Origin of the sequence: Exiguobacterium sp. s181, from assembly GCF_018617125.1 — a bacterium.
Taxonomy (GTDB): domain Bacteria; phylum Bacillota; class Bacilli; order Exiguobacteriales; family Exiguobacteriaceae; genus Exiguobacterium; species Exiguobacterium profundum.
In genome coordinates this window covers 33,957-56,370 of record NZ_JACSJM010000006.1, presented here as the reverse complement: position 1 = coordinate 56,370, position 22,414 = coordinate 33,957, and the positions used below count along the sequence as shown (strand labels likewise).

At 41.8% G+C, this 22,414-nt stretch carries 22 protein-coding genes; 7 read left to right on the top strand and 15 right to left on the bottom strand.

The features are described from left to right. Positions 1-276 precede the first annotated feature (276 nt). The 3 genes from KNO70_RS14840 (at position 277) to KNO70_RS14830 (ending at position 4,445) form a co-directional block, all read left to right on the top strand. A complete protein-coding gene (locus KNO70_RS14840) occupies positions 277-2,532 on the top strand; it encodes an ATP-binding cassette domain-containing protein (protein WP_131472579.1) in 2,256 nt (751 codons plus the stop codon). A gap of 322 nt (positions 2,533-2,854) precedes the next feature. Next, positions 2,855-4,006 carry an alcohol dehydrogenase catalytic domain-containing protein gene (locus KNO70_RS14835; protein WP_131472577.1) on the top strand — a complete coding sequence of 384 codons (1,152 nt, stop codon included), beginning with the start codon at positions 2,855-2,857 and terminating at the stop codon, positions 4,004-4,006. Between the two features lie 136 nt (positions 4,007-4,142). Next, positions 4,143-4,445: a putative quinol monooxygenase gene (locus KNO70_RS14830; RefSeq protein ID WP_012655943.1), complete on the top strand. Its 303-nt coding sequence runs from the start codon at positions 4,143-4,145 to the stop codon at positions 4,443-4,445. A gap of 335 nt (positions 4,446-4,780) precedes the next feature. Here KNO70_RS14830 and KNO70_RS14825 read toward each other — a convergent pair whose 3' ends face one another. The 8 genes from KNO70_RS14825 to KNO70_RS14790 all read right to left on the bottom strand — a co-directional run bounded on the left by KNO70_RS14825 (position 4,781) and on the right by KNO70_RS14790 (position 10,794). Further along, positions 4,781-5,419 (bottom strand): helix-turn-helix domain-containing protein, encoded by a 639-nt coding sequence (locus KNO70_RS14825; protein ID WP_131472576.1) that lies wholly within the window; start codon positions 5,417-5,419, stop codon positions 4,781-4,783. A gap of 172 nt (positions 5,420-5,591) precedes the next feature. Beyond that, entirely contained in the window at positions 5,592-6,164 is a 573-nt protein-coding gene (locus KNO70_RS14820; RefSeq protein ID WP_214758532.1) for a lecithin retinol acyltransferase family protein, read from the bottom strand. A gap of 519 nt (positions 6,165-6,683) precedes the next feature. Further along, positions 6,684-7,292, bottom strand: a complete 609-nt coding sequence (locus KNO70_RS14815) for a hypothetical protein (RefSeq protein ID WP_114167312.1) — start codon at positions 7,290-7,292, stop codon at positions 6,684-6,686. 60 nt (positions 7,293-7,352) lie between these two features. Continuing rightward, positions 7,353-7,889, bottom strand: a complete 537-nt coding sequence (locus KNO70_RS14810) for a hypothetical protein (RefSeq protein ID WP_214758534.1) — start codon at positions 7,887-7,889, stop codon at positions 7,353-7,355. After that, positions 7,823-8,791, bottom strand: a complete 969-nt coding sequence (locus KNO70_RS14805) for a caspase family protein (protein WP_214758536.1) — start codon at positions 8,789-8,791, stop codon at positions 7,823-7,825. The genes KNO70_RS14810 and KNO70_RS14805 overlap by 67 nt, the downstream gene beginning before the upstream one ends. 411 nt (positions 8,792-9,202) lie before the next feature. Continuing rightward, the gene (locus tag KNO70_RS14800) at positions 9,203-9,589 is read right to left on the bottom strand and encodes a hypothetical protein (protein WP_214758538.1); all 387 of its coding nucleotides are present in this window, start codon (positions 9,587-9,589) and stop codon (positions 9,203-9,205) included. Positions 9,590-9,743: 154 nt separating this feature from the next. Next, positions 9,744-9,950, bottom strand: coding sequence for a hypothetical protein (locus KNO70_RS14795; protein WP_214758540.1), 207 nt, complete (start codon positions 9,948-9,950; stop codon positions 9,744-9,746). Positions 9,951-10,338: 388 nt separating this feature from the next. Continuing rightward, on the bottom strand, positions 10,339-10,794 hold the full coding sequence (locus tag KNO70_RS14790) for a JAB domain-containing protein (RefSeq protein ID WP_214758542.1): 456 nt from the start codon (positions 10,792-10,794) through the stop codon (positions 10,339-10,341). A 370-nt stretch (positions 10,795-11,164) separates the two neighbouring features. Here KNO70_RS14790 and KNO70_RS14785 point away from each other — a divergent pair, with 370 nt between their 5' ends. Continuing rightward, positions 11,165-11,506 carry a YolD-like family protein gene (locus tag KNO70_RS14785; protein WP_251028361.1) on the top strand — a complete coding sequence of 114 codons (342 nt, stop codon included), beginning with the start codon at positions 11,165-11,167 and terminating at the stop codon, positions 11,504-11,506. 135 nt (positions 11,507-11,641) lie between these two features. Here the strand turns inward: KNO70_RS14785 and KNO70_RS14780 are convergent, their stop codons facing one another. Continuing rightward, positions 11,642-13,240, bottom strand: a complete 1,599-nt coding sequence (locus KNO70_RS14780; RefSeq protein ID WP_214758544.1) for an AlwI family type II restriction endonuclease — start codon at positions 13,238-13,240, stop codon at positions 11,642-11,644. Continuing rightward, positions 13,233-13,796, bottom strand: a complete 564-nt coding sequence (locus tag KNO70_RS14775; protein ID WP_214758546.1) for a hypothetical protein — start codon at positions 13,794-13,796, stop codon at positions 13,233-13,235. Before KNO70_RS14775 ends, KNO70_RS14780 begins: the two co-directional genes overlap by 8 nt. 231 nt (positions 13,797-14,027) lie before the next feature. On the opposite strand from KNO70_RS14775, the gene KNO70_RS14770 reads away from it, so the two are divergent. From KNO70_RS14770 to KNO70_RS14760, 3 genes are all read left to right on the top strand, one after another. Then, a complete protein-coding gene (locus KNO70_RS14770; RefSeq protein ID WP_214758548.1) occupies positions 14,028-15,173 on the top strand; it encodes a DNA cytosine methyltransferase in 1,146 nt (381 codons plus the stop codon). Between the two features lie 24 nt (positions 15,174-15,197). Next, positions 15,198-16,148 (top strand): DUF4062 domain-containing protein, encoded by a 951-nt coding sequence (locus KNO70_RS14765; RefSeq protein ID WP_214758550.1) that lies wholly within the window; start codon positions 15,198-15,200, stop codon positions 16,146-16,148. 173 nt (positions 16,149-16,321) lie between these two features. Then, positions 16,322-16,867 (top strand): recombinase family protein, encoded by a 546-nt coding sequence (locus KNO70_RS14760; RefSeq protein ID WP_214758552.1) that lies wholly within the window; start codon positions 16,322-16,324, stop codon positions 16,865-16,867. 113 nt (positions 16,868-16,980) lie between these two features. Here the strand turns inward: KNO70_RS14760 and KNO70_RS14755 are convergent, their stop codons facing one another. The 5 genes from KNO70_RS14755 to KNO70_RS14735 all read right to left on the bottom strand — a co-directional run bounded on the left by KNO70_RS14755 (position 16,981) and on the right by KNO70_RS14735 (position 22,403). Further along, on the bottom strand, positions 16,981-17,394 hold the full coding sequence (locus KNO70_RS14755; RefSeq protein WP_214758554.1) for a transposase: 414 nt from the start codon (positions 17,392-17,394) through the stop codon (positions 16,981-16,983). Positions 17,395-17,467: 73 nt separating this feature from the next. After that, positions 17,468-18,241: an IS21-like element helper ATPase IstB gene (istB, locus tag KNO70_RS14750; RefSeq protein WP_214758556.1), complete on the bottom strand. Its 774-nt coding sequence runs from the start codon at positions 18,239-18,241 to the stop codon at positions 17,468-17,470. Continuing rightward, positions 18,238-19,467 (bottom strand): IS21 family transposase, encoded by a 1,230-nt coding sequence (gene istA / locus KNO70_RS14745; protein WP_214758558.1) that lies wholly within the window; start codon positions 19,465-19,467, stop codon positions 18,238-18,240. The genes istB and istA overlap by 4 nt, the downstream gene beginning before the upstream one ends. Positions 19,468-19,500: 33 nt before the next feature. Next, entirely contained in the window at positions 19,501-20,643 is a 1,143-nt protein-coding gene (locus tag KNO70_RS14740; protein WP_214812800.1) for an ISL3 family transposase, read from the bottom strand. A gap of 452 nt (positions 20,644-21,095) precedes the next feature. Then, positions 21,096-22,403: an LLM class flavin-dependent oxidoreductase gene (locus tag KNO70_RS14735; protein WP_214758562.1), complete on the bottom strand. Its 1,308-nt coding sequence runs from the start codon at positions 22,401-22,403 to the stop codon at positions 21,096-21,098. Between the last annotated feature and the right edge of the window lie 11 nt (positions 22,404-22,414).

Below are 22,414 nucleotides of genomic sequence, written 5' to 3'. Positions count from 1 at the left end.
TCCTTAATGTTTTCTTTGGTCGGAAATACATATTAAGTTTAGCACAGAAGGCTTTTTTAGTTGTCTAGCTTAATTTTACAATCTGCGTACATTTAAATTTTTTAAAGCACACCGTAGGTGGCTAACTTGATTATAGAATTTCCCTAAATTTTTTAATAGAATATAATCGGAAATTCAGCTAAAAATTTGGAACTTTAAAATTGATACTTATAAACTTATTTCTCGTTAAAAAGGTAAAAAATATAAATATATTTAATTATGGAGAGGAAGTTTGGGATGAAAAATATCATCATCAAAGGTGCACGACAAAATAATTTAAAAAATGTTTCGTTAAGTCTTCCAAAGCATCAATTGACCGTTTTTACAGGAAAATCAGGATCTGGAAAATCTTCATTAGTATTTAGTACGATTGCAGCTGAATCTGAGCGTCTACTCAATGAAACTTATTCTACATATATACAGAATCAATTAACTCATTATGAGAAACCTGATGTAGATTCCATTCAAAATCTTCCTGTTTCAATGGTCATTGGTCAGAAAAGACTTGGTGGTAACTCGCGCTCTACAGTAGGTACAATTTCCGACATTTATTCTGCTGTTCGTCTACTATGGTCTCGTATTGGTCAACCATTTGTCGGATATTCAAATGAATTTTCATTCAATAATTCGGCAGGAATGTGTGAGAGATGCCAAGGCTTAGGATATGTCGAGGAAATTGATATCGATGAATTGCTGGATTATGACAAATCTTTAAACGAACATGGAATTAATTTTCCTACATTCGGACCAGATCACTGGCGTGGTAAAAGCTATACGCATTCGGGTCTATTTGATAATGATAAGAAGCTGAAAGAGTATTCGAAGGAAGAGATGCATCAATTACTTTATTTAGAGCCGACCAAACTGACCAATCCTCCTGAAGAATGGCCCCGTACTGCAAAATATGAAGGGGTCGTCTATCGATTCAGGCGACTGTTTATTATTAATGATGGCTATGAAAAAAGCAGGTGGCCGGATGAATATGAGCGTGTTGTAACGACAATGGTTTGTCCTAACTGTCACGGAAAACGTTTAAATCAACGTATTTTAAGCTGCAAAATTAACGGTGCAGATATTGCTGATTTTACAAATCAAAGTATCGTAGAAAATATCCTGTTTTTAGACTATCTTACTGATAAAACAGCTGCATATATTGTAAAGCCGCTTAAACAGCAACTTCAATCTCTAGTTGATATTGGACTTGGTTATTTGACACTTGGTCGAGAAACACCTACATTATCAGGTGGTGAATCTCAGCGTATTAAGCTTATTCGTCATTTAAGTAGCCCACTGACCGATCTCGTATACATTATCGATGAACCGAGTGTTGGACTGCATCCTGAAGATATTGAAAATATCAATCGCATAATTATGTCTATTCGGGATAAAGGAAATACAGTTATTGTGGTTGAACACGATCCTGATATTATTAAGATTGCAGATCACATTGTTGACGTAGGACCAGGTGCCGGTAAAAATGGGGGTAGAATTACATTTGAAGGAACATACGATCAACTTCTCGACTCCCACACTGCGACTGGACAAGAACTCAAAGAAAAACATCAACTAAAAGTTCCAAGGTCATCTCAAGAAATGATTCATATCGGTCCAGTTACAAAAAATAACGTCAAAAATGTTGAAGTGTATCTCCCTAAAAATGCTATTTCTGTTATTACAGGGGTTGCTGGTTCTGGTAAGAGTACGCTCATAAAAACTGGGTTTAAACAGATTAAAAATGTTATATTCATCGATCAAAAAGCTATTAATGTTTCAAATCGTTCAAATATATTAACTTATACCAATACATTTGATGAATTACGAGCATTTTTCAGTAAGGAGACAGGGCTAAAGAAAAGTATGTTCAGCTATAATTCTGAAGGTGCTTGTCCAAACTGTAAAGGAAAAGGAATTCTTAAAACAGAACTTGCGTTTATGCCTGATTTTTCACAAGTTTGTGAAGTATGTCATGGAACACGTTATAGACAGGAAGTTCTAGATGCTAAAGTAGATGGTTACTCTATTGCAGATGTCTTACAATTAACGGTGGAAGAAGGAATAAATTACTTCAATACACATCATAAAATTCTGGAGATATTAAAATCCCTCGCTGCCACTGGTCTAGGCTATATGACACTTGGACAATCATTGGACACACTTTCAGGTGGAGAAATTCAACGTGTAAAGCTCAGTGAGTATTTAATCAATCAAGTGACTGACCACATCTTTATTTTTGATGAACCAACAACAGGGTTACATGAAAGGGATATCCATGTGCTGATCGAATTATTTAATCAATTAGTGGATGAAGGTAATACCGTCGTTCTAATCGAGCATAACTTGTCAATGATGACAGAATCAGACTGGTTAATTGATATGGGACCAGCTGCTGGTCAACAAGGAGGAAGATTATTATACAGTGGTTACCCAGAAGGTGTCCTTAGCATACAAGATAGCGTAACTGGGAAACATTTATCTAATTACATTCAAAAATAAGAGGAGTGTATTTAGTGGTGAAAAAAGTAAGATATTTTTAGTGATGGTAAAGTAAAAGCAAGTATATGTAATAAGAAGATATACTAAGCTGATACTTCATTTGGGCAATATGAGCCCCTATCCTTAATAAAGATAGTGAATTAATAGGTATTCACATAGCTGATAAATCTTTCGATAATTAAGAAGTAAAATTAAATAAATAGTTTGTTGAATATTTAATCTTGTGTAAAGGTAATAATATATGTATAAAGGTTTTATCATTTAAAATTAGGGGTATTAATAATGTGTTATACAGATATTATATAATAAAGGAGTAATGTGTATGAAGGCTGTAACATTTCAAGGTAAAAAGAAAATGAAAGTAAAAAAAGTTGCAGATCCAAAGATTATTGAACCAACTGACGCAATTATTAAGATTACTGCTTCAGGTATTTGTGGATCAGATTTACATTTATATCATCAAGGCGATATGTTTATGGATAAAGATTTTGTTATCGGACATGAACCAATGGGGATTGTTGAAGAAGTTGGTAAAGAAGTTAAGAATCTAAAAAAAGGTGATCGTGTCGTTATTCCTTTTAATATTGGTTGTGGCGATTGTTTTTACTGTAATAACCAAATGGAATCACAATGTGATCAATCTAATGAAGAACCTGCAAACTGGAAGATGGATAACGGTGCATTATTTGGATTTGGAAAAATGCATGGGAATTTTTGGGGTGGTCAAGCTGAATATTTAAGAGTTCCATATGCTGATTTTTCTTCTTTTGTTGTGCCAGATAGTGATTTAAAAGATGAACAAGTATTATTTTTATCTGATGTAGTACCTACAGCTTATTGGAGTGTCGAACATGCAGGTGTGAAGGCTGGGGATACTGTTATTGTATTAGGATGTGGTCCTATAGGTTTAATGGCACAAAAATTTGCGAAACTAAAAGGTGCCGAACGTGTTATAGCAATCGATAATGTCGAACATAGACTAGAGCATGCTAAAAAATACAATGGTGTTGAAGTTTATAATTTCGATAAAGAAAAAGAAATTGGTAAGTTATTGAAAGAAAAAACTAGTGGTGGTGCTGATGTAGTTATTGACTGTGTTGGTTTTGATGGCGCACAATCAAGTCCAGAACCAAAACTTTCAAAAACATCTCAACAAAGAGGAACAATTAGTCCGATTATTACAGCCGCTGAATCAGTCCGTAAATTTGGTACAATTCAACTGACTGGAATTTATGGTACACCAGCTGATAACTTTCCACTTGATTTAATATTTAATAGAAATGTTCGTTTAACAACTGGTCAGGCACCAGTTATTCATTTAATGCCTAAATTATATGAAATGATTAAAGATGAAGTATTTGATCCTACTGAAATTATCACACATACTTTTCCTTTAGAAAAAGCCGATGAGGCTTATAAAGTATTTGATGAAAAACGAGATAATAATATTAAAGTCGTATTTAAACCGGAGTAATTATTCATAAAATTAAACGTTTAAGTAGTTTGATATAACTGAACAATATATTTTTAATGTGTATATATTAAAGGTAAAATAGAATTATAGTTCTCACATATGGATGAAATTTCTAATTTGAGGAGGAGATAGAAAAATGGTTAATGTAGCGCTATTGGTTCGACTTGAAGCAAAACCTGGAAAAGAAGCGGAAGTTGAAAGCTTCCTACGTGGGGCCCTACCTGTGGTTCAGGAGGAGTCAGAAACGATTGCATGGTTTGCAATCCGACTTGGACCTACGACATTCGGAATCTTTGACGCATTCCCGGACGACACAGGTCGTCAAGCACACCTTTCTGGTCAAGTGGCTGCGGCATTGATGGAGAAAGCTCCTGAACTTTTCGTAGAGCCACCAGTGATTGAAAATATTGATGTCCTTGCTTCCAAGCTTCCTAAATAAAGTCATATTATCGTTGCCATCTCGGAGCAATTATCTTTCCCATCCCAGGCCCTGTCAAGGGAAAATACGCCCTTGACAGAACCTGGCATAGGAAAGGCTGGGTCTGCAAGATGGGACAAGGACAAGAAGAATGACTGTTTTCACCTTATTATTATAAAATTAGTGTCTTGACAATGGGGTCCACTTTAGTCACCACTCTGTGTCGTGCTGACGATTTTCTTAAGAGTGAAGTCTAATCTTTAGAAATATAGGTGCAATCTTTCATTTAATACAACAACAATTGCAAAAGGTGTATTCTCAATGTTAAAGAGAGTACACCTTTTCATTAGAAGCGTCTAAATCTTGAATTTATTTACACTAGATTCATTTGTATATTTTCCGGACTTTGCATTCATACGAACGTGTTCAATCAATGCCTGCATGATTTGATCTTCTTTGATATCAAAACCCTTGTGAAATGGCACCCGCTCTTCTTCAAATAAGAACGCATCAACCAAATAAAGGACACGTGGTTTTTTTCGTGGGGCACTGTTCTTAAGACACCTTTCCCAAACCAGCTGTTCAAATTCTTTTGAATAACGTCTATGCGCGACCGCGTTCCGCACCATCCTACGACTGATCTCAAAATCGCCTTCCCACAGCCAGCGGCCGGCCACTTGATGCCACATTTCAATCCGCCCCTGCTCTTTGATTGCTTCCACGTCGATTTCGACGTGATATGGGGCCACGTCCTCACTCTTGACGACCTCCCGAGCATCTCCTGTCACCGACTTTGGATACATCTCCCATCCTTCAGGCATCCGTTTTTTGATGAACTGCTCGAGAGCCTCCTCGCTGATTCGATAGCCTTTTTTACGGGACTCGAGCGGTTCCGCCTGTATCACGCCTTTTCGTACCCAGTTCCGGACGGTTTCCTTGTGGGTCGTGAGCTTGGTCTTCGATAGAATCTCAAATGCTTCATCAATTGTATACATGACGGACCTCCTTTTAACACAATGATGTTCTCATTAAATAATACCATGTTCATTGTATTAAAAGCGAGAGAAATCCTTCATAAAACGAATACACTCGATTCATAGGTAGATGATCACTCCATAACCCTATGTTATCTATCTATCGATGTAGTCGATTGAAGATTTGGCCATCCTAATTTAAATTCCACTTCCAGCGAACCCAAACAATGTTAGATTCCTCTACACTCAAGAATTTTGAAAACTCTTCTTTGACCATAAACAAAAAATTACAATCATTTTCAAGGTTCCCTATGATACAGCCTGCTACAAATTGATGACAGTTATCATCAAGAAGATTGTATTTTCTTCTTTCTGACAGATTTTTAAACGCTTCTTTTGCTATGTTTTCATCTCCTAATGGCCACATTGCATGCTTCATTACTGGAATAAAAATGTCTTTATCTGTACTAAGGATGTTACCAGTGAATTCTTTCAGACTAACTTTTTTAATTTCTCCTTTTCGATTTAAGTCGATAACATTTTTATTTCCTATGTATACACCCGAATGTTCTGCTGTACCTAATTGGCAATAAATCAATGCACCAATAGCAGGCTCTTGCATAAAATTGTATGATTTATTCAAAAGTAAGGAATGCCTATGAATTGAAGTTTTTTCTCGTGCCCATAACATGGGAGTAACGATATTTTTTAGTACTTTTTTGTTAGATGGCGTGACTTTAATTTTGTCTAAAAATCTATTTTTCAACTGTATATCTCCAATCTTTTTTTCTTTGTATCAAATATCATTTAAAAATTAAGATGTCGAATTCTTTACAAAATAAAAGTATAAAGATAAAAAACTAAGATTAATTAACAGGAAAAATTATACTATATTTTTATCGTATTACCTATGAATAAAATTGTAAGGGGATTATTATCATTTGTTAATTTGGTAGATGAATGACTTTATTCTCCGATACTGGTATAGCCAACAGATGATTCGCCACCATTTCACGTTTTGTGAAGTTGTTCGTAATAGATATTCGTTTTGCCTCTTTCATGTCGAGAGACAGGAGTGTCCTGCTTAAACACTTTTGGAATAGTGGGTAAAACGAGTATGTATACGTTTCGACATCGAAATATATACATGCTCGTTTAAGATGGTCTGATTCATTCTTTCATGGCCTGTTCGATTAAAAAGATTGATATCTTTCACGTTTAAAAATCTAGACATCTTGACCATTGATCAAGAGGTGTCAGGACATCAGTTGTTTCATGACCATGCTTATGATGGAACCAAACCGATCTCGGTCAACAACCGGAAGCCTAGGATACGAGCAGACAGATAAGCGATCAGTGCGTCCTCCGCACTGAATAGACGGTCTCTCGATTCGTCTTGGTTCACCTCATGTTTCGACATGTTGTACAAACGTACGAATACAAGTAGGCTCTGAATCGTCTTTTCATCTATCGTTCGTAGCTTGGCGATTTGATGGACCGCTTTTCCTAAGGTGGACTGGGAGTGTCGAAGCGACCCGAGCTTTTGCGATCGCATCAAATATTGACGTGTCACGGCCTCCAGGTGCATGCCTGCATATTGAACGATGTATCGCGCCCCATGCGCTACGTCCCGCTCTAGTTCGCTCGCCGCATACTGCAACGGCCTATATAAAGTTCGTTCCATTCCGCCGGGAAACGGATTTTGTATCGGGTTTTTAGGAAGCTGGTATCCGCCGATCCCTCCGATTTCCGCGTCCGTCTCCCATAACTGTGCTACGAATTCCGCTTGCCCGTGCATAGGGCATTTAGCCGCAAAGTCATCGACAGCGGTCTGTTGCCCATGGTTCAAAAGTTGTTCATATAGCCAACGTGTGTCCGGTAAGGCATGTTTCATCTGGCCTCTCCGCCTTCTCTGATTTGATGGTCTTTCGCTTACTCATGTACGCGGATCGTATCAATAGTCCAATGAAAAATGTACCGGTTCGTCCACTGACACTATTGACGGATTGACGTTCGAGTAGACGCGGGGCCGCCTACCTTCGATGGTAATCCTCGTGATGGCACCGCGTTCGACAAATAAATGCAATGAGCTCACTTCAGACACAATTGATTTGAATACAAGGACCGCTATGAGGTGTAGTCTGATACATTCCAGGGTGACATGCTGATCAAGCAAATCCGGGATTAACCGATTGGACACCTCATAGTCGGATGGATTCCCGTAAATGAGTGTTTCCGAATGATCCATTCTGACATGTCTTGGAACTTCTTTGTTGAATAGATAGTGATCGATTCTCAGCTTAGCGATTTCATCGGGTTTAATACCATTGACTGTCATTTCACTAAACATATGACTGCCATGTCTGTCTTCACTCGAGACCAGCTTGAGGTTGATTGTTTTTTCACCCCCGACCACTTCCACATTCACCTCGGCCACGCGGACATATTCAGCCGTATCTTCAATCGCGAAAGGTTGCTCAGTTTTCCACATCTGCTTGAGCACCTCCCGACCCCTCTCGAGTTGTCTTCGGCCTTCAAGATCAAGCTGTATGCCTTGTCAGAACTGTTGTAGCGATAGGAGAAGTAACGTGCGCTCGAACTTCCCAATAGAAACCAGTCTCCAGAATTGTCGATCACCCGTTGTCCACCGTCAAAGAGTGGTGACAAATTCGACTCGGCCTGTCTCGTCTTTACATTCTTGATGATGACAGGTGGACCGGAGAGCGTGCTGTTTAAGACAGGATGTTGATTCTCGAATTCTTTCGAGAGAGCCCGGCTGACGTAAGCATAGAGCGTGTAGATATCAATCTCCCCGCTCAGGTTCGTCGCCCCACCTTCTAGGCCACGGATCAAATGATCTGTGAAGGCTCCATGCCCGTTTCGATCCCAAGCCAACTGATTTTCCGTGCACGCTGCGATGACGAACTTACCGGACCCTTTAATTTCAAGCCCTCTCTCCATCAGATTGTCGATTGATCGCATGAGCGCACCGCTATGACACGTATCAAAAAAGCTCAAGACTGTGCGGGCCTTTGTTTGATCGATATGGTCTCTGACATCGGACATGTTGATGCTGGTGTCACCTATAGCATGAATACCTGCATCATATGGAATGAAATACGCATTGGTTTGACTGAACCCCCCGTGGCCTGCCCAGTAGAGAAATAAGACATCATTTGGAGACGCATCTCCAAAAAAACTATGTAATGCATGGTCTAACATTGACTTGGTGGTCAAATTCCCATATAAAATCTGGACGTCAGATTTACCGAATACGGCGGGCTCTTCTGTCAATAATCGATTGATTTCTCTTACGTCGTTTAACGTATTCGGAAGAGCAGATATCTCATGGTCACGTTGCTCATTGACTGCAATTAATAGAGCTTTGTACAATGTAAATCCCTACCTTCTCATCATTTACATATATTGTATTATACAATGTACACATGCTCCAAACTTGAATAGAAAATCAATCACTCGATTCAGAAGACATGTCGACGCAGACTCTTTCATTCTCAATCCTTATTCTAAGAGCCATTGATAAACAGCTGATTTGAAAAGTAAAGTGCCTCTAGGTAAAAACAAAAAACCATTCGACTGAATGGTTTCCCTCGCTTGTCGATCGACAAGCCCACGTTCTTGCTTTTAGTGTTGTTCTTACGCTCCGTGCCTCCCGTCAGAAAGGGCCAGGAACATAGAGATGCGGCGGTGAACCAGCAGCTCTTGTTATCGGGCCGTCAGGGAGGCAGCGGTGCGATGAGCGACTTCGCCACAAGGCGTTAGACGCTCACGCATGAGCCCGGATCACCATTCCTTCTCCCATGCCCCGTCTTCAGACACGCCCCAATCCTCGAAGCGATACTTGATGAGCCAATGGACATGCATGAGTTCATACTCGAATATACCCTTGGATAGCTCTGAGACGACGAAGCGGACGTCCCCATCCGCCACCACCCATGTCCCATATAGATACACGATCTTGATCGGACGTTCTTCTACATCCAGATAGATCACCATGCGGAAGTAAGGCGAGTTCCGTCCTTCATCGAACCGGACGACCTTCTCGACGCCATGTTGCCTGTCGACGACACGCATCCACTCGGGATGTTCCATCAGTTCCGAGAACACGGTCCGGACGAACGGATCCAATCCTTCGAACGCATAGTCATCAAGCAGCCCCTCGTCCGTCACGCCTCCACCTTCCGGTTCTCTCTAAAACGATTCCCCGTAAAAAGACAGTTCAGTCCTCATCCATACACTAGTAGAAACGATTCCCATTCAAAAATGTATACGCGTATACATGTATACACGTATACAAATCTACATGTATACATCTAGAAAATTCTTACGGTCGACCATATGTTCGAAGCGTATTGGTGGTGAAAAAAACTGTGCTTCTTGTCAATAACTCCCCTTCTTTCACATCACATAGGATATCCATACTCACAAGTTTAAATTCCCCGTTCTTAACGTTTAACCGATCCGGTAGGCGGCGTAGCAATACCTCCGTCATCTCGTCCATCGTCTGTTGGTCTAGTTGGAATTTATCCATCTGAATCATCCTCTCCATTTGATAGCCTAATGATATCTCGCATCCACGCAAGCAACATCTCACCTAATTTCACGTAAGCCCTGGTGTTGTTTCAAACAAGCCCTAGGGCTTGTTTCGAAAATATGGTCATTTTCAATAAATAAACCATGTTTTCACTTTTGTCATTTCATCAAAAAAATGACGAGACAGAATAAAACTTCACCCTATATCCACGCACGAACTACTCCGTTTTCGTCATGCGAAAACGCCCCTTTTCCCGGATCCCGCTCTATGGATCCAGGCGAGAGCAACGCGAGTCGTCCGTCTTATCAAAGAAAAACGTATGTTTTTCGTCCTTGCCCTTACCGAACGGACCGGGACCGGTCCCCCCGGCCCCACTCTATTCCGTTCAACCCATGTAGCCCCGCTGTTTCATGCTGACGTACGACTCGTCCGCACCGAGGATGAGATGGTCGAGCACCGGGATGCCGATGAGGTCCCCCGCTTCATGCAACCGTTCGGAGACGATGATATCCTCCCGGCTCGGGCTCGGGTCCCCGCTCGGATGTTGGTGACAGGCGATGATGCACGAGGCATTGTTCAAGATGGCGCACTTGAACACTTCCCGTGGGTGCACGACACTCGAGTTGACGCTCCCGACGTGCGCTCGGTGGACGCCGATGACCCGGTTCTTCGTGTTGAGCATGATGACGAGGAACACCTCGCGGTCGTCATCCCCGATGAACGATGCCCCGATTTGCCGGGCATTGTCGGGGGATTGGATAACGGCGTGCTCGAGGGCGACCATTTCCTCGCGAACCTCTTGCTTGATACGGATGACCTCGATGATGGCGGATAGTTCCATGGTTATTTGTCCCCTTTCGGATAAGCTGTCCTCAGAACGAACACCGTTGTGCGTCCTGTTGACGGGAACGAAGCGAGCGTCGGGAGACGGTGCAAGGGCGACCGCAGGGAGAGCCTCAAAAAAATGCGTAGAGCAAACGGAGGTCCTGGCTTCCGTAGCCAACGAGCGAAAAGCCTCGCTTTGAGCCTAAAGCGAAGGAAGACGGGCCGGAGGGCGCGTCATTTTTTTGACGTCCCTTGCACCGACGACCAGCGAGCTAGAGTACGGAAACAGGACGAACGGATCACCAATCACGAAAAAGGCTGTTCAAACGAGAGAAGTCGGGTATAAAATAAGAACAAACGTTCGTTTTATTAGGAGGATGATTTTTATGACGATGTATCGCGACCGGGGTGAGCTGAAATGGATCCCATTCCTCATGCCCGAGCACAAGGCGCTACTAACGAAGTATTATAAGGAAATTCAAAAGATTGAGATGCCAGATGTCGATGAACAAGTCTTATCGGTCTATGAGAACGTGCTGAATGACGCAATTTTTAGCGGAGATATGGTGGAGGTAAAATATGTGGAAGAGCGGGAGACGAAACGATTCAAGGGGTTTGTAAACCGTACGAATTACATGGAGCGGACCGTCGAACTGGCCAACCAGCGGGACGGAATTATACATGTACCGTTCGAGGCAATCATTCACGTGGAACAATCGATGGACTAACGCCCTGGCGGTTGTTCGAAGTCTGCGTCACGAAACGAAGTGTCGCTCCTCGACTTTCCAAAATAAAAGGGAAGAGCGACTATGCTCTTCCCTTCACGACACGATTCACTTATATAACTGGATTCATATCTTGATTTATACGAATTGCTTCAAATCATTGAATCCTTTGTTTTTAGCATTCTCAATAAATAGACGGACCCGTTCTTCTTGAGGGATTTGGTTCTCCAAACAATAGTCAAGGAAACCAATCAACACTTCACGTGTGATCAATAATCCTTCAATCGTTTCACCTGTTAATTTTTCTGCAAGCGACGTGATTGACTCTAATTTTTTCTCACCCGTGAAACCTCCAGAAGTGACATATCCATAGAATTCAAGCTTACTTTCGTCATAAGTCATATAGTTTTGAATGTACTCCGATGCCATGTAGTTCGCGAGTTGTTGGGTTAACCCAAACCCATTGGGATAATGTTTGGTGTCGATGATGCCATGAATGGAACCTGAACGAATCAAGATTTCGATTTCTGTCTGTTTACCCTGGATCTTAGGTTGGTAGATTGTCTCGAACCCAATTGCCTTCAAGATTTCAGTGGTCGTTCGTTCAAATTCATTATGCGTCATGTCCCCTAGATATCTCTCTACAAATTCTTCCGAAAGATGATTCATTGATTCTTTTCCAACCTGTACGTCATTCACGGCTTTCAATGCATCGCGTTTCCCAAAGACCGGCTCGAAATGAGACAGTAGCTCTTCATGTGTCAATTCCAAAGGATTAGGGATTTTATTCAAGACAGTTTCAATTTTTTTTGTCATTTTAACTGAGTTGTTGGCGGGCTTGATGTCTCCAAACTCATTTGATTTATAGCTATCGACGTCCAGACCGCTGTTCTGGGCCATCCGTTCAACCGAGATGAGGTACCGCGTATTGAACGGGTAACGAGAATCGTAATAAGCGATACTCTCCATCGCCGTATCGACTAAAGTCGGTTCTGTTCTCAGAATCGACATTCCTCTCTGATATTCAACCAATCCCGTGTATTCACATAGCAACATGAATGTGTGTGCAACGTCTGAATGAGCCTGATAGTAATCGCGAGCGGCCTTGTCATTCCGGGCCCGATGATCGTAGTGAACCGCAACCTCTTGCTTCATTGCTTCTTTTTGTTCTGGGGACGAATTTCGGAATGATAGGATTTTTGAGACAACCTCTTGTTCCTGCGAATCTTTTTGTGCAGTCAAAACAAAATACGTAATTTCTTCTTTAGATAGACGGTACTCAAGCTCTGAACGTTGTACGAGTTTGATCAAAAAGCGCGCTGGACGGATACGAAATCCTTCTTCGAATTTCGGTCGGAATCCTTTTTCCATGAAGTAGGCATTAGGAATTTGAAGTGTGAGAATTTGCTTCTTCACATTCTCATATTCTTTAATCCCATCTGCGAGTGCCTTCCCGACCTTCGTTGGTTTCACGAAGCCCTCTTTATCGATGTAACAGTACGAGAATGTCTTTAACATCGCGCACCACGTACGTCCACCTGACCCGTCATTGCTCACGTTGTTACGCTTTAACCCATGTGCTGCAAGGACCGATTCATAATGCTTGTGCAGTTCTCGGTTCCCTTCCCATTTCTTCGTGAAATTTTCAGTCGCCTCTTGCAATGCAGTGACGGCCTCCGCGTGGAAACGCGGATCTCTCTCCGGTCGTGTGATAAACCATACTTTACGTTCAGCCATATTGTTTCATCCTTTCGATTCTCATTTTATTTTTTCGTTCTCGTATGTCTGGTCGATCATTCAATTCAATCAATAACTGCTTTTTGACCATTCGATTCCCCGGCAATGGATTTTTGTCATAATATTCGACGACTCGATAGATGACATCGAAATGGTTTTCGACTGCCTCATCAAATTCAATTTCACCATCGAGCTCAGATATCGACTCGATGGTCTCCCCATACTTCCTAATGATTTCTTCAATTTCGAGAATCGAGATATCTGACGAATCACTGTTTTTTGTAAAAGAAGACATCGTCCCACCCATCAGCTCTTCTTTCATCTCCAGTGCGGCCTTCCAGTATCGAATCAACGTGATCGCATTGAAGACGTTCCCGGCACGTTCGTCTCGATAAATTGAGTTGAGTTCTCGTCCTGTCTTCTCCGATAAAATCCTTCTGATATCCTTTTGTGCCAGATGTTCCTTGAACGCACTTATGATTTCTTCTGTAATAAAACTCGAACAGAGGTACATTTCACATAACTCTCTTAAGTTTCTAAGACGCTTATCTTTCAACTGCTCCTCCCCCTCTTTTGTATCCGTTGCTAAATTCAGATTACAACAGGCCATCAAAGTAAAATCATTCAACATTGAATGATTTTACTTTGATGGCTGTCTGTATTTTAGTTTTTTTTACGATTTGAGCTTTGGGGCTGCTATTTGTTAAAAAGAGATGTAGAATAGGCTTATGAGTAAGCAAGAACATACTTTCGTTTTTTGAAAGCGTTGAAAGTGAGGAGTTTTATTATGATATTTAAAAAAGGTGAACTATTTAATGGTCCAGGTGGCCTTTCTCTTGGTGCGAAAAATGCACGCGTGATTCATCCAGAGACAAACGAGGAGTATCGGATCGTACATGAGTGGTCGAACGACTACGATGAGCAAGCTTGTAAAACATTCCGTTTCAACATTTGCGATGACATTGAGGATAATTCCGTACATCACGGGCCCGTCGAGCAACTTCCAATCGGAGACAAGTCGGTCCTGGGTGACATCGATTGCTTTGCTTTCGGGTTCCCCTGCAACGATTATAGCCAGGTTGGCGAGAAACAAGGCTTGAACGGAACATTCGGTCCTCTCTACTCTTATGGGGTCAAAGTACTGAATGAGTATCAACCGAAGTTTTTCGTCGCTGAGAACGTAGGTGGTCTTCAAAGTGCCAACGAAGGTAAAGCGTTCATTCAAATTTTGACTGAACTTGAAGAATGCGGCTATGTATTGACACCTCACCTCTATAAATTTGAACTTTATGGCGTTCCACAAGCTCGTCACCGGATCATTATAGTTGGGATTCGCAAAGATTTGGCAGAGCAAGGAATCGAATTTAAAGTTCCAGCGCCACTTAACACGCTCGACAATGTGAAGACGGCAAGTGAAGCAATCTTGAACCCTCCGATTCCAGAAGATGCGATGAATAATGAACTGACTAAACATTCTAGTAAAGTGGTAGAGATGCTTGGACATATTCCACCTGGCGAAAATGCTTGGTACTTAGGGATCCCAGAACATTTGCGATTAAACGTCAAAGGTGCACGTCTGAGCTCGATTTATAAACGATTAGACCCGAACCGTCCAGCGTATACGGTGACTGGTAGCGGTGGTGGCGGTACGCATATGTATCACTGGGAAGAAGAACGTGCTTTGACAAACCGTGAGCGGGCCCGCCTCCAAACTTTCCCGGATGATTTCGTGTTCATTGGTAGTAAGGAGCAGGTACGTAAACAAATCGGCATGGCCGTTCCTCCTGCAGGAGCTCAAATTGTTTTCGAGGCAATTTTGAAGACCTTTGCTGGCATAGAATACGATTCAGTTGAGGCAACACCTAAATTGCAATTAAATAATTTAAAAGGGAAGAAAAACATCACTATCAAAGATCCTATTTTAACTAAGTGATTCTAATTATTGAGGTGAAGTGGCATGGAACGTAAACTACAGTTTTTTATTTCTTCTACTTACCAAGATCTTATTTCTGAAAGAGAACGCGCTATTAAGGTGATATTAAAATATGGTCATATCCCTGCAGGAATGGAGCTATTTCAACCAGGAAATGAACCATCTAAAGAAGTGATAAAGAAGTGGATAGATGAATCGGATGCATATATTCTAATTTTAGGCTATCGATATGGAAGTATCGATTCTCAAAGTGAACTTAGCTTTACACACTGGGAATATTCTTATGCTGTAGAAAGTGGTAAAGATTTATTTTGTGTGTTACTTAATAATGATGATGTAACCATACAGAAAAGAATCGCCAGCTCTAGCTATTCGTTAGCTGTAGAGCAAAATTATCCACAGAAATATACTGATTTTCGCCATCAAGTATCTTCAAATCATCAATGTAATTTTTTTAGTACCCTTGACGAATTAGAGGTTGCTCTAACAAGTGGCATCCATGCTCTTGATAGAAGAATAGAAAAAGGGGGATGGTATAGACTGTCGAGCCACACACTCTCTCCTGGCCAATCTATAGATCCCCCCAGTAAGAATATTATCGATTTAAAATCAATAATATCAAACAGAAGACTTACTCCAAATGAAATGCTTTTTCTAGCTTATGCACGAGAACGACAAGTTTATGACTTTGAATACGGAATAGACATAAGTGATCGAATTAAGTCAATACGTCTTTGGGAAACGCAAAATCAGATTAGGTCAAATATACAAGAAAATTATTTCAGCCTAGTAGAACTTCTTTGGAAACGTAAATTGTTAATGGATAGTGAATTTACTTATGGAGACACTCCTAGAAGCTTTTATTTTGATCATGAGCTGTATACTGAACTAGTCAATGATCAGGAATACGAAGACATATTTAACAAAGTTAAGGCTGACCACTATATGTTTAAAGATGTAGAATTCCCTTTTTAACATGTCTTTAAAACGAACGTTAAAAAGACATGTTCGTTAATTAATTCACATGATAATGAAAAGGGCTATTTAAAGCCCTTTTCATTATCGTTTGGTTGTCTTTTAACTCATCTTTTTATCAATGTTCATTTTCTGTTATATTTAACGAGTAAACAAACAAATGGAGGTACTTCATGACGAAAATTGGTTATGCACGAGTGTCGACCCTCGATCAGAACTTGGACTCACAACTAGATGAACTTAATAAAGCTGGTTGTACTAAAATTTTTCAAGAGAAGGCATCTAGTGTTAAAAAGAGACCTGAATTTGAAAAGTGCTTAGATTATCTACGAGAAGGTGATACCCTAGTCGTCTGGAAGCTAGATCGGTTAGGGAGAACCACAAAGAAGCTTCTTGAATTGATTGATGATTTGAAAAGTCGCGGAATAAATCTTCAAATTATTACACTAGGTATAGATACCTCTACGGCTGCCAGCCGACTATTCTTCACTATGATGGCGGGATTGGCAGAAATGGAACGAGAATTGATTCGCGAACGTACAAATGCTGGTTTAATAGCAGCACGTGCTCGAGGATGTTTAGGTGGGCGGAAAAAGATTGATCCAGATATTTTGACTCGTGCATATATGATGTATGAAGCTAAAATGACGGTAAATGATATCACTAAAACGTTAAATATTTCTCGTTCTACATTTTATAAGTATATGAAAGAGCAATGATATTTGATTTATGTCAACAGCGGTTTAAAATTGGTTCTTCCTCACTTTTGATGAAACGCTTCATCCCTATGGTTGTATAGACATCGATTCATATTTCAGTAGAACAACGAGCCTCAAGTGACATTCAATATTTTGATGCGCAACAGCTCCAATCCTGCCCGACCATACATTTGACATTTGATCGTCTTGAGTCGGTTGACCTGTCCCTCGACCATGCCGTTTGACCAGGGCAGCGTCATCCCGAGCCGGATGGCATCGATGTCCCCTCGTATATAGGTTGTGAAAGAGGCTAGTGGGGTTTCGTTCATCCGTTCTGCCTGTTCACACCATTTTAGGATATCCTGTTCAGACGTCGCTTTGCCGAAAAGATTCTTGAACGAACGGACGAGCTCGTTCAATACCTTCAAGAAAGGATAGATGTTCAGTATCTTTATGAGAAGTGGTTTGTTAGAAGGCTCGTCCTCCCAGAGGACTTTCTGGATGATTCGTCGATTGATGTTAATCTCGTGTGGGACTGCTTTTTTCAATCTTGCCACGTAAGTGTCAACAGCGGTTTAAAATTCCCTCTTAATAACGGATTAAAAATCCCTTTTTTACACGTTACTCTTGGAAACTATCGACACGGGTCGGCTGGATGCCGGCCCGTTTCTTTTCCCTCATCCGATATGAATCTCCCCGAATGTTAAAAGTGGTCGCATGATGAAGAAGGCGATCTAAAATTGCGGTTGCCAAAACCTCGTCACCAAATATTTTTCCCCATTCAATATATGACTTGTTTGAAGTCAGGATGATCGAACCTCTCTCATATCTCTTCGAGATGATTTGAAAAAGCGCATTCGCACTGATGGCGTCGAACGGAAAATAACCGATTTCATCTAGAATGAGTAGCTCGGATCGACAGTACCTTTTGATGATACGAGGAAGAAGGCCAGATTTCTCTGCTTTTTGACACTCCTCGACAAAATCGTTCGCGGTAATGAACGAAGTCCGATAACCTTTCGTGACAGCTTCCGCAGCGATTGAAATTGCCAAGTGTGTCTTCCCCACCCCCGGCGGGCCCAATAATAATACATTGAAGCCGTTATCGATGAACCGACAGGTCATCACCTCCCTGACGCGCTTTTCATTGATGCTCGGCTGAAACGCAAAGTCGAAGTCTTCTAGCGTCTTAAAATAAGGGAGTCTGGCACGTTTTATTCGTTTCGATAGCTCTGTTGATTCACGGTGTTCGATTTCCGTCATCAGAATACTGTTTAGAAAGTCCGAATATGCTACATTATTCTTGGAGGCATCTTCAAGGATTCCTTCAAGTTGGTTGGCCGACGATTGCCATCCAACTTTTTCTAGGCGTTCAGTGAGAAGGTCCGTGTTCATTCGTGATCACTCCTTTCGAACTGTTCGTACACTTGAAGGGAACGACGTTCCACTTCAGGAATATCGGGCTGGAGACGACGGGTCGGCAAACCTTTTTGAGTCGTTTCTAGCCCTTTGTAATGCTCTAAATTTAATTGATACTTCAAGTTCCCGGAGGCAATCGGATGTTGGGCGATTTGTTCGCCATCAGCGTAGACCTTGAGATGATGGTCGAGGGTGATTCTAATTCGTACATGCTGTCCGACGAACCGGAACGGAACTGAATACTGTCGTCCTTGGTAGGACACAAAACAGTCTTTGCTTACTTGACGTGTTTCCCAGCGATGGACCGGATAATGCGGCTTCAAATGTCCTGGTGCTAGAAAACCTTGTTCGACCTCGAAGCGTTTCTCAGGTGACTCTTTCGTCGTATCGTTTTTCTTTTTATTGGCCGTGTTTTGTAGCCACTCGAGGACGTCACGATTTAATTGTTCCAATGTCTTTCCGATACGTCGTTTGAAAAAGTTCTGTTTCATATAGCCGAATGAGCGCTCGATCTTCCCTTTCGTCTGTGCCCGTCTGGGCTTGCACGCCTTCGGCGTAATCCCATAATAGGCCAAGAAATCTTCGAACTTCTGATTGAACTTGATACCGTTTGGATTGTGGCTGATGACCGCAGTTTTCATGTTGTCATAGAGAATCTGTTGCGGTACGCCATTGAAGAAGGCGAACGCATTCATATGGCACTTCATCAGAGTCTCCAGCGTCATGTCGGTCGTGAACTCGATGTATCGCATCCTTGAATACCCGAGGATGATGGAGAAGGCATACACCATACGCATTTCACCGTCTACTTCATACGTCCCGACATCACTCCAATCCATCTGTCCCTGTCGTCCAGGCGGCGTTTCAAACCTGACGGTAGCCTGCTTTTTAGGCAGAAGTCTGTAAGGGCTCACGTACTCTCTCAGAATCGTCATTTTCCCTTCATAGCCTAGCTTTTGAATCTCATCGAACAGAACCTCGCAATTGGTTGTACCTTCTTTGATACGTTCGTTTATGTAGTCTTTGTAGGGTTCGAGTTTTCCTTTCCTCTTTTTCCGCTTCACTTTCGTAGGTGCATTTTCCATCTTCAAATACTTTCGGATTGTCTTAGGATCATATCCCGTCTCGTCAGAGATGGCTCTGATTGTCCATCCTTTGCTTCTTAACTCACGAATCATAAAAAATCCCTCACTTCGGATCATGTCTCACACTCCATTTTCAGGTTGTCAGAATCATTATCCGTTAATTTGAGGGATTTTTAATACGTTGATATAAGGGATTTTAACAGCGTTGATTACAACGTAAGGTCGAAACGTACTGATTCCACGGAGATATCCTTTCCGTTTCAGCGTCCGGTACATCCATTCGGTCGTCCTACCTTGGCGGATCCATCTGACGATGTCTCCCTTGTAGATGTCTGCGCTGTGTTGTCGATGTGACCGACTGATTCTTGGTGCCTCTGTCATCTGTAGGTATCTACGACACGTCTTTGGGTCGATATGGTGACGTCTGATCAACTGGGAGATCGGAACGCCCTGTCTTGCATCCTGTTGTACTGCGAGAATAAGCGTCCATTTTCTTCTTTCAGCGTCTGTCAGTTCACGTTCGAAGTTTAGACCATCCGGTTCGAGAAGGATTTTTTCGCTAGATGGAAGACGTCGCTTCAAGATTTCTTCAATTTTCTTCCCTAAGTTATGAAACAAGTGCCATCGGTCACTCACCTGCTGAATCGTCTCATCGGCCAAACGGATGGCCTCCCGAAACTCGATGGACCCATCGCGTGCCACCACCTGGATGGTGGGATGCGAACGAATCCAAGCACAGACGGTTTTGACATCCCGAGAGGGAAGTAAGGCGATCGGGCGTCGTGTCTCTAGATCACAGATGATTGTCCCGTACTTTTTTCGTTTTCTCCAGGCCCAGTCATCAATGCCAACCACGCGAGGGTCAGACACCTTCCGATGATGTTTTGAGCGTTTCAACAGTCTGAGTAGCGTACTATCGCTGATATTGTTCAAGATACGTTCCAGCCCGGTCGCACTCATCCCACTTAAGAGCCTCAGTAGCCCACGTTCTAAACGGATTGTTCTGCGGGAGTGTGGTCGACACAGGGAAGGAAATCTCTCCGTAAAGATACTTGAGGGACAGCTTGGTTCGTCGCAGAAGAAACGTCTTGCCTGAATCCGTAGCTGCACATCAAATCCGAACACACGCTCATCGTGCAATGTCCTGATGTATCGGCTATGGACACGATGGGAGCTTTTAGTGCAATGGGGACAGGGTGCGCACGACTTTTTTCCATGACAAATGAACTGATATGTTTCATCACGACGGTTCACCTCGACCACTTCTAGTTCTGGAAGAAACTCGTTTAACATGATTGATCCCTTCAATCCTTTTAGTGAACTAATTCCCGAAGACGGGCTTCATCAAAAGTGAGGAAGAACCAATTTTAAACCGCTGTTGACACCGATTACGAAGGAAACCACACTCATTTTTAGTCATGAGTGTTCAGATCCTATCAGAAGAGGAGTCTCTCACTAATAGTTCATTCTTTTTCGTCGATTTCTGGCTGTCCTGTCTCTTGGTTGTAGAAGCGACATAGGTTTCTATTTATAAGAATGTCTGAATAGAAAAACCCCTGATCTGCCGTATCTACTTTTCTTCACTAGAAGGGCCATTATAGAAGATATATTCCTAAAAACAGATATTTACTATTTCATAGAAGGACTCTTCACTCCTCCTACCAGGTCTATTTACATTAAAGAAACTCTAGAATTAAGGTGCAACAAAGCTAATCTCCTATTTAGTTGATGTATAATCAGTCTACCTATTTCAACCCAAGATGTTCTCTTAGTGTTTTTCCCTCGTACTGTTTTCTGAAAATCTCTCTTTTCTGCATTTCGGGAACAACTAATTCAATGAAGTCCTCTAAGCTCTCAGGTAGCGTAGGAGGCATGAGATTGAATCCATCTGCCACGCCTTTGTCTAGCCACATCTCCATCTGATCAACAATCTCTTCGGGTGTTCCGATTAAGGTGAAGTGCCCTCCACCGGCACTAAGAAATCCTAATAGTTCCTTTACTGTAGGATTAGTATCATGAATAATTTCAAGTATTGTCTCATATCGACCTACAGGACCATTAAATTGCTCTAAAGGTGGTAATGTGGGCACTTTTAAATCGATTTCCCAGTCCGTACAATCCATCTGGAGAAAATAACTCAGTTGTTTTAACGCTGTCTCTAGAGGCAACATTTCATCTAATGCTTGCTTTTTAGCCAAGGCTTCTTCACGGGTCTTTCCTACATATGTAACAAGACCTGGAAAAACTTTGATTTGCTGTTTGCACCCTCCATTTTGCTTGATGGCCTCATCTAACTTTTGACGATATTTCATAGCCTGACTTATATTCCAAGATACTGAATAGACTGCCTCCGCATGTTTGGCTGCTAGTTGAATACCTTGCTTTGAGGCCCCTGCTTGCATGGCCACCGGTTTTCCTTGAGGGCTCTTTGGTGTAGTGGATGGACCCCTCACATTAAAAAATTCTCCTTTGTGATTGATAGGGAAAATATTATCAGGGTTGATTAACTGACGTCGCACTCGGTCAGCGAGAACCTCTTCTCTATCCCAAGACAAGAAGAGTTTATGCATCAATTCTGCGAATTCATCTGCCTTCTTATACCTCTCTTCATGGGATGGAAGACTCTCCATGCCGTGATTCCATGCTTCTTCATCTCTCATAGACGTCACTAGGTTCCAACCCACTCTTCCATTTGTAATATGTTCTAGGCTCAACAACTGTCTTGAGGCTGTAAAAGGATTTGAAAAAGTACTCGAGATGGTTGAGACGAGCCCTACATATTTTGTCACCTGAGAAATAGCTGTCAAATTGATTAATGGGTCGAACCAAAATGCCGGTATTTCATTTGGTTCTTGTGCCAGGAAAGATTGACTGTCTGCGAAGAAGACAGCGTCAAAGCATCCTTTTTCAGCTAACTGCGCCAAGGATTGATAATATTCTATCTCCCCTACCCGGTTAACACTTGAGTTCGGCATCAACCACGCAGCCTGATGATGTCCACACCCATAAACCAAAACCCCTATATTAAGTTGATTCTTTTGAATAACCGTCATTACTCTTCCCC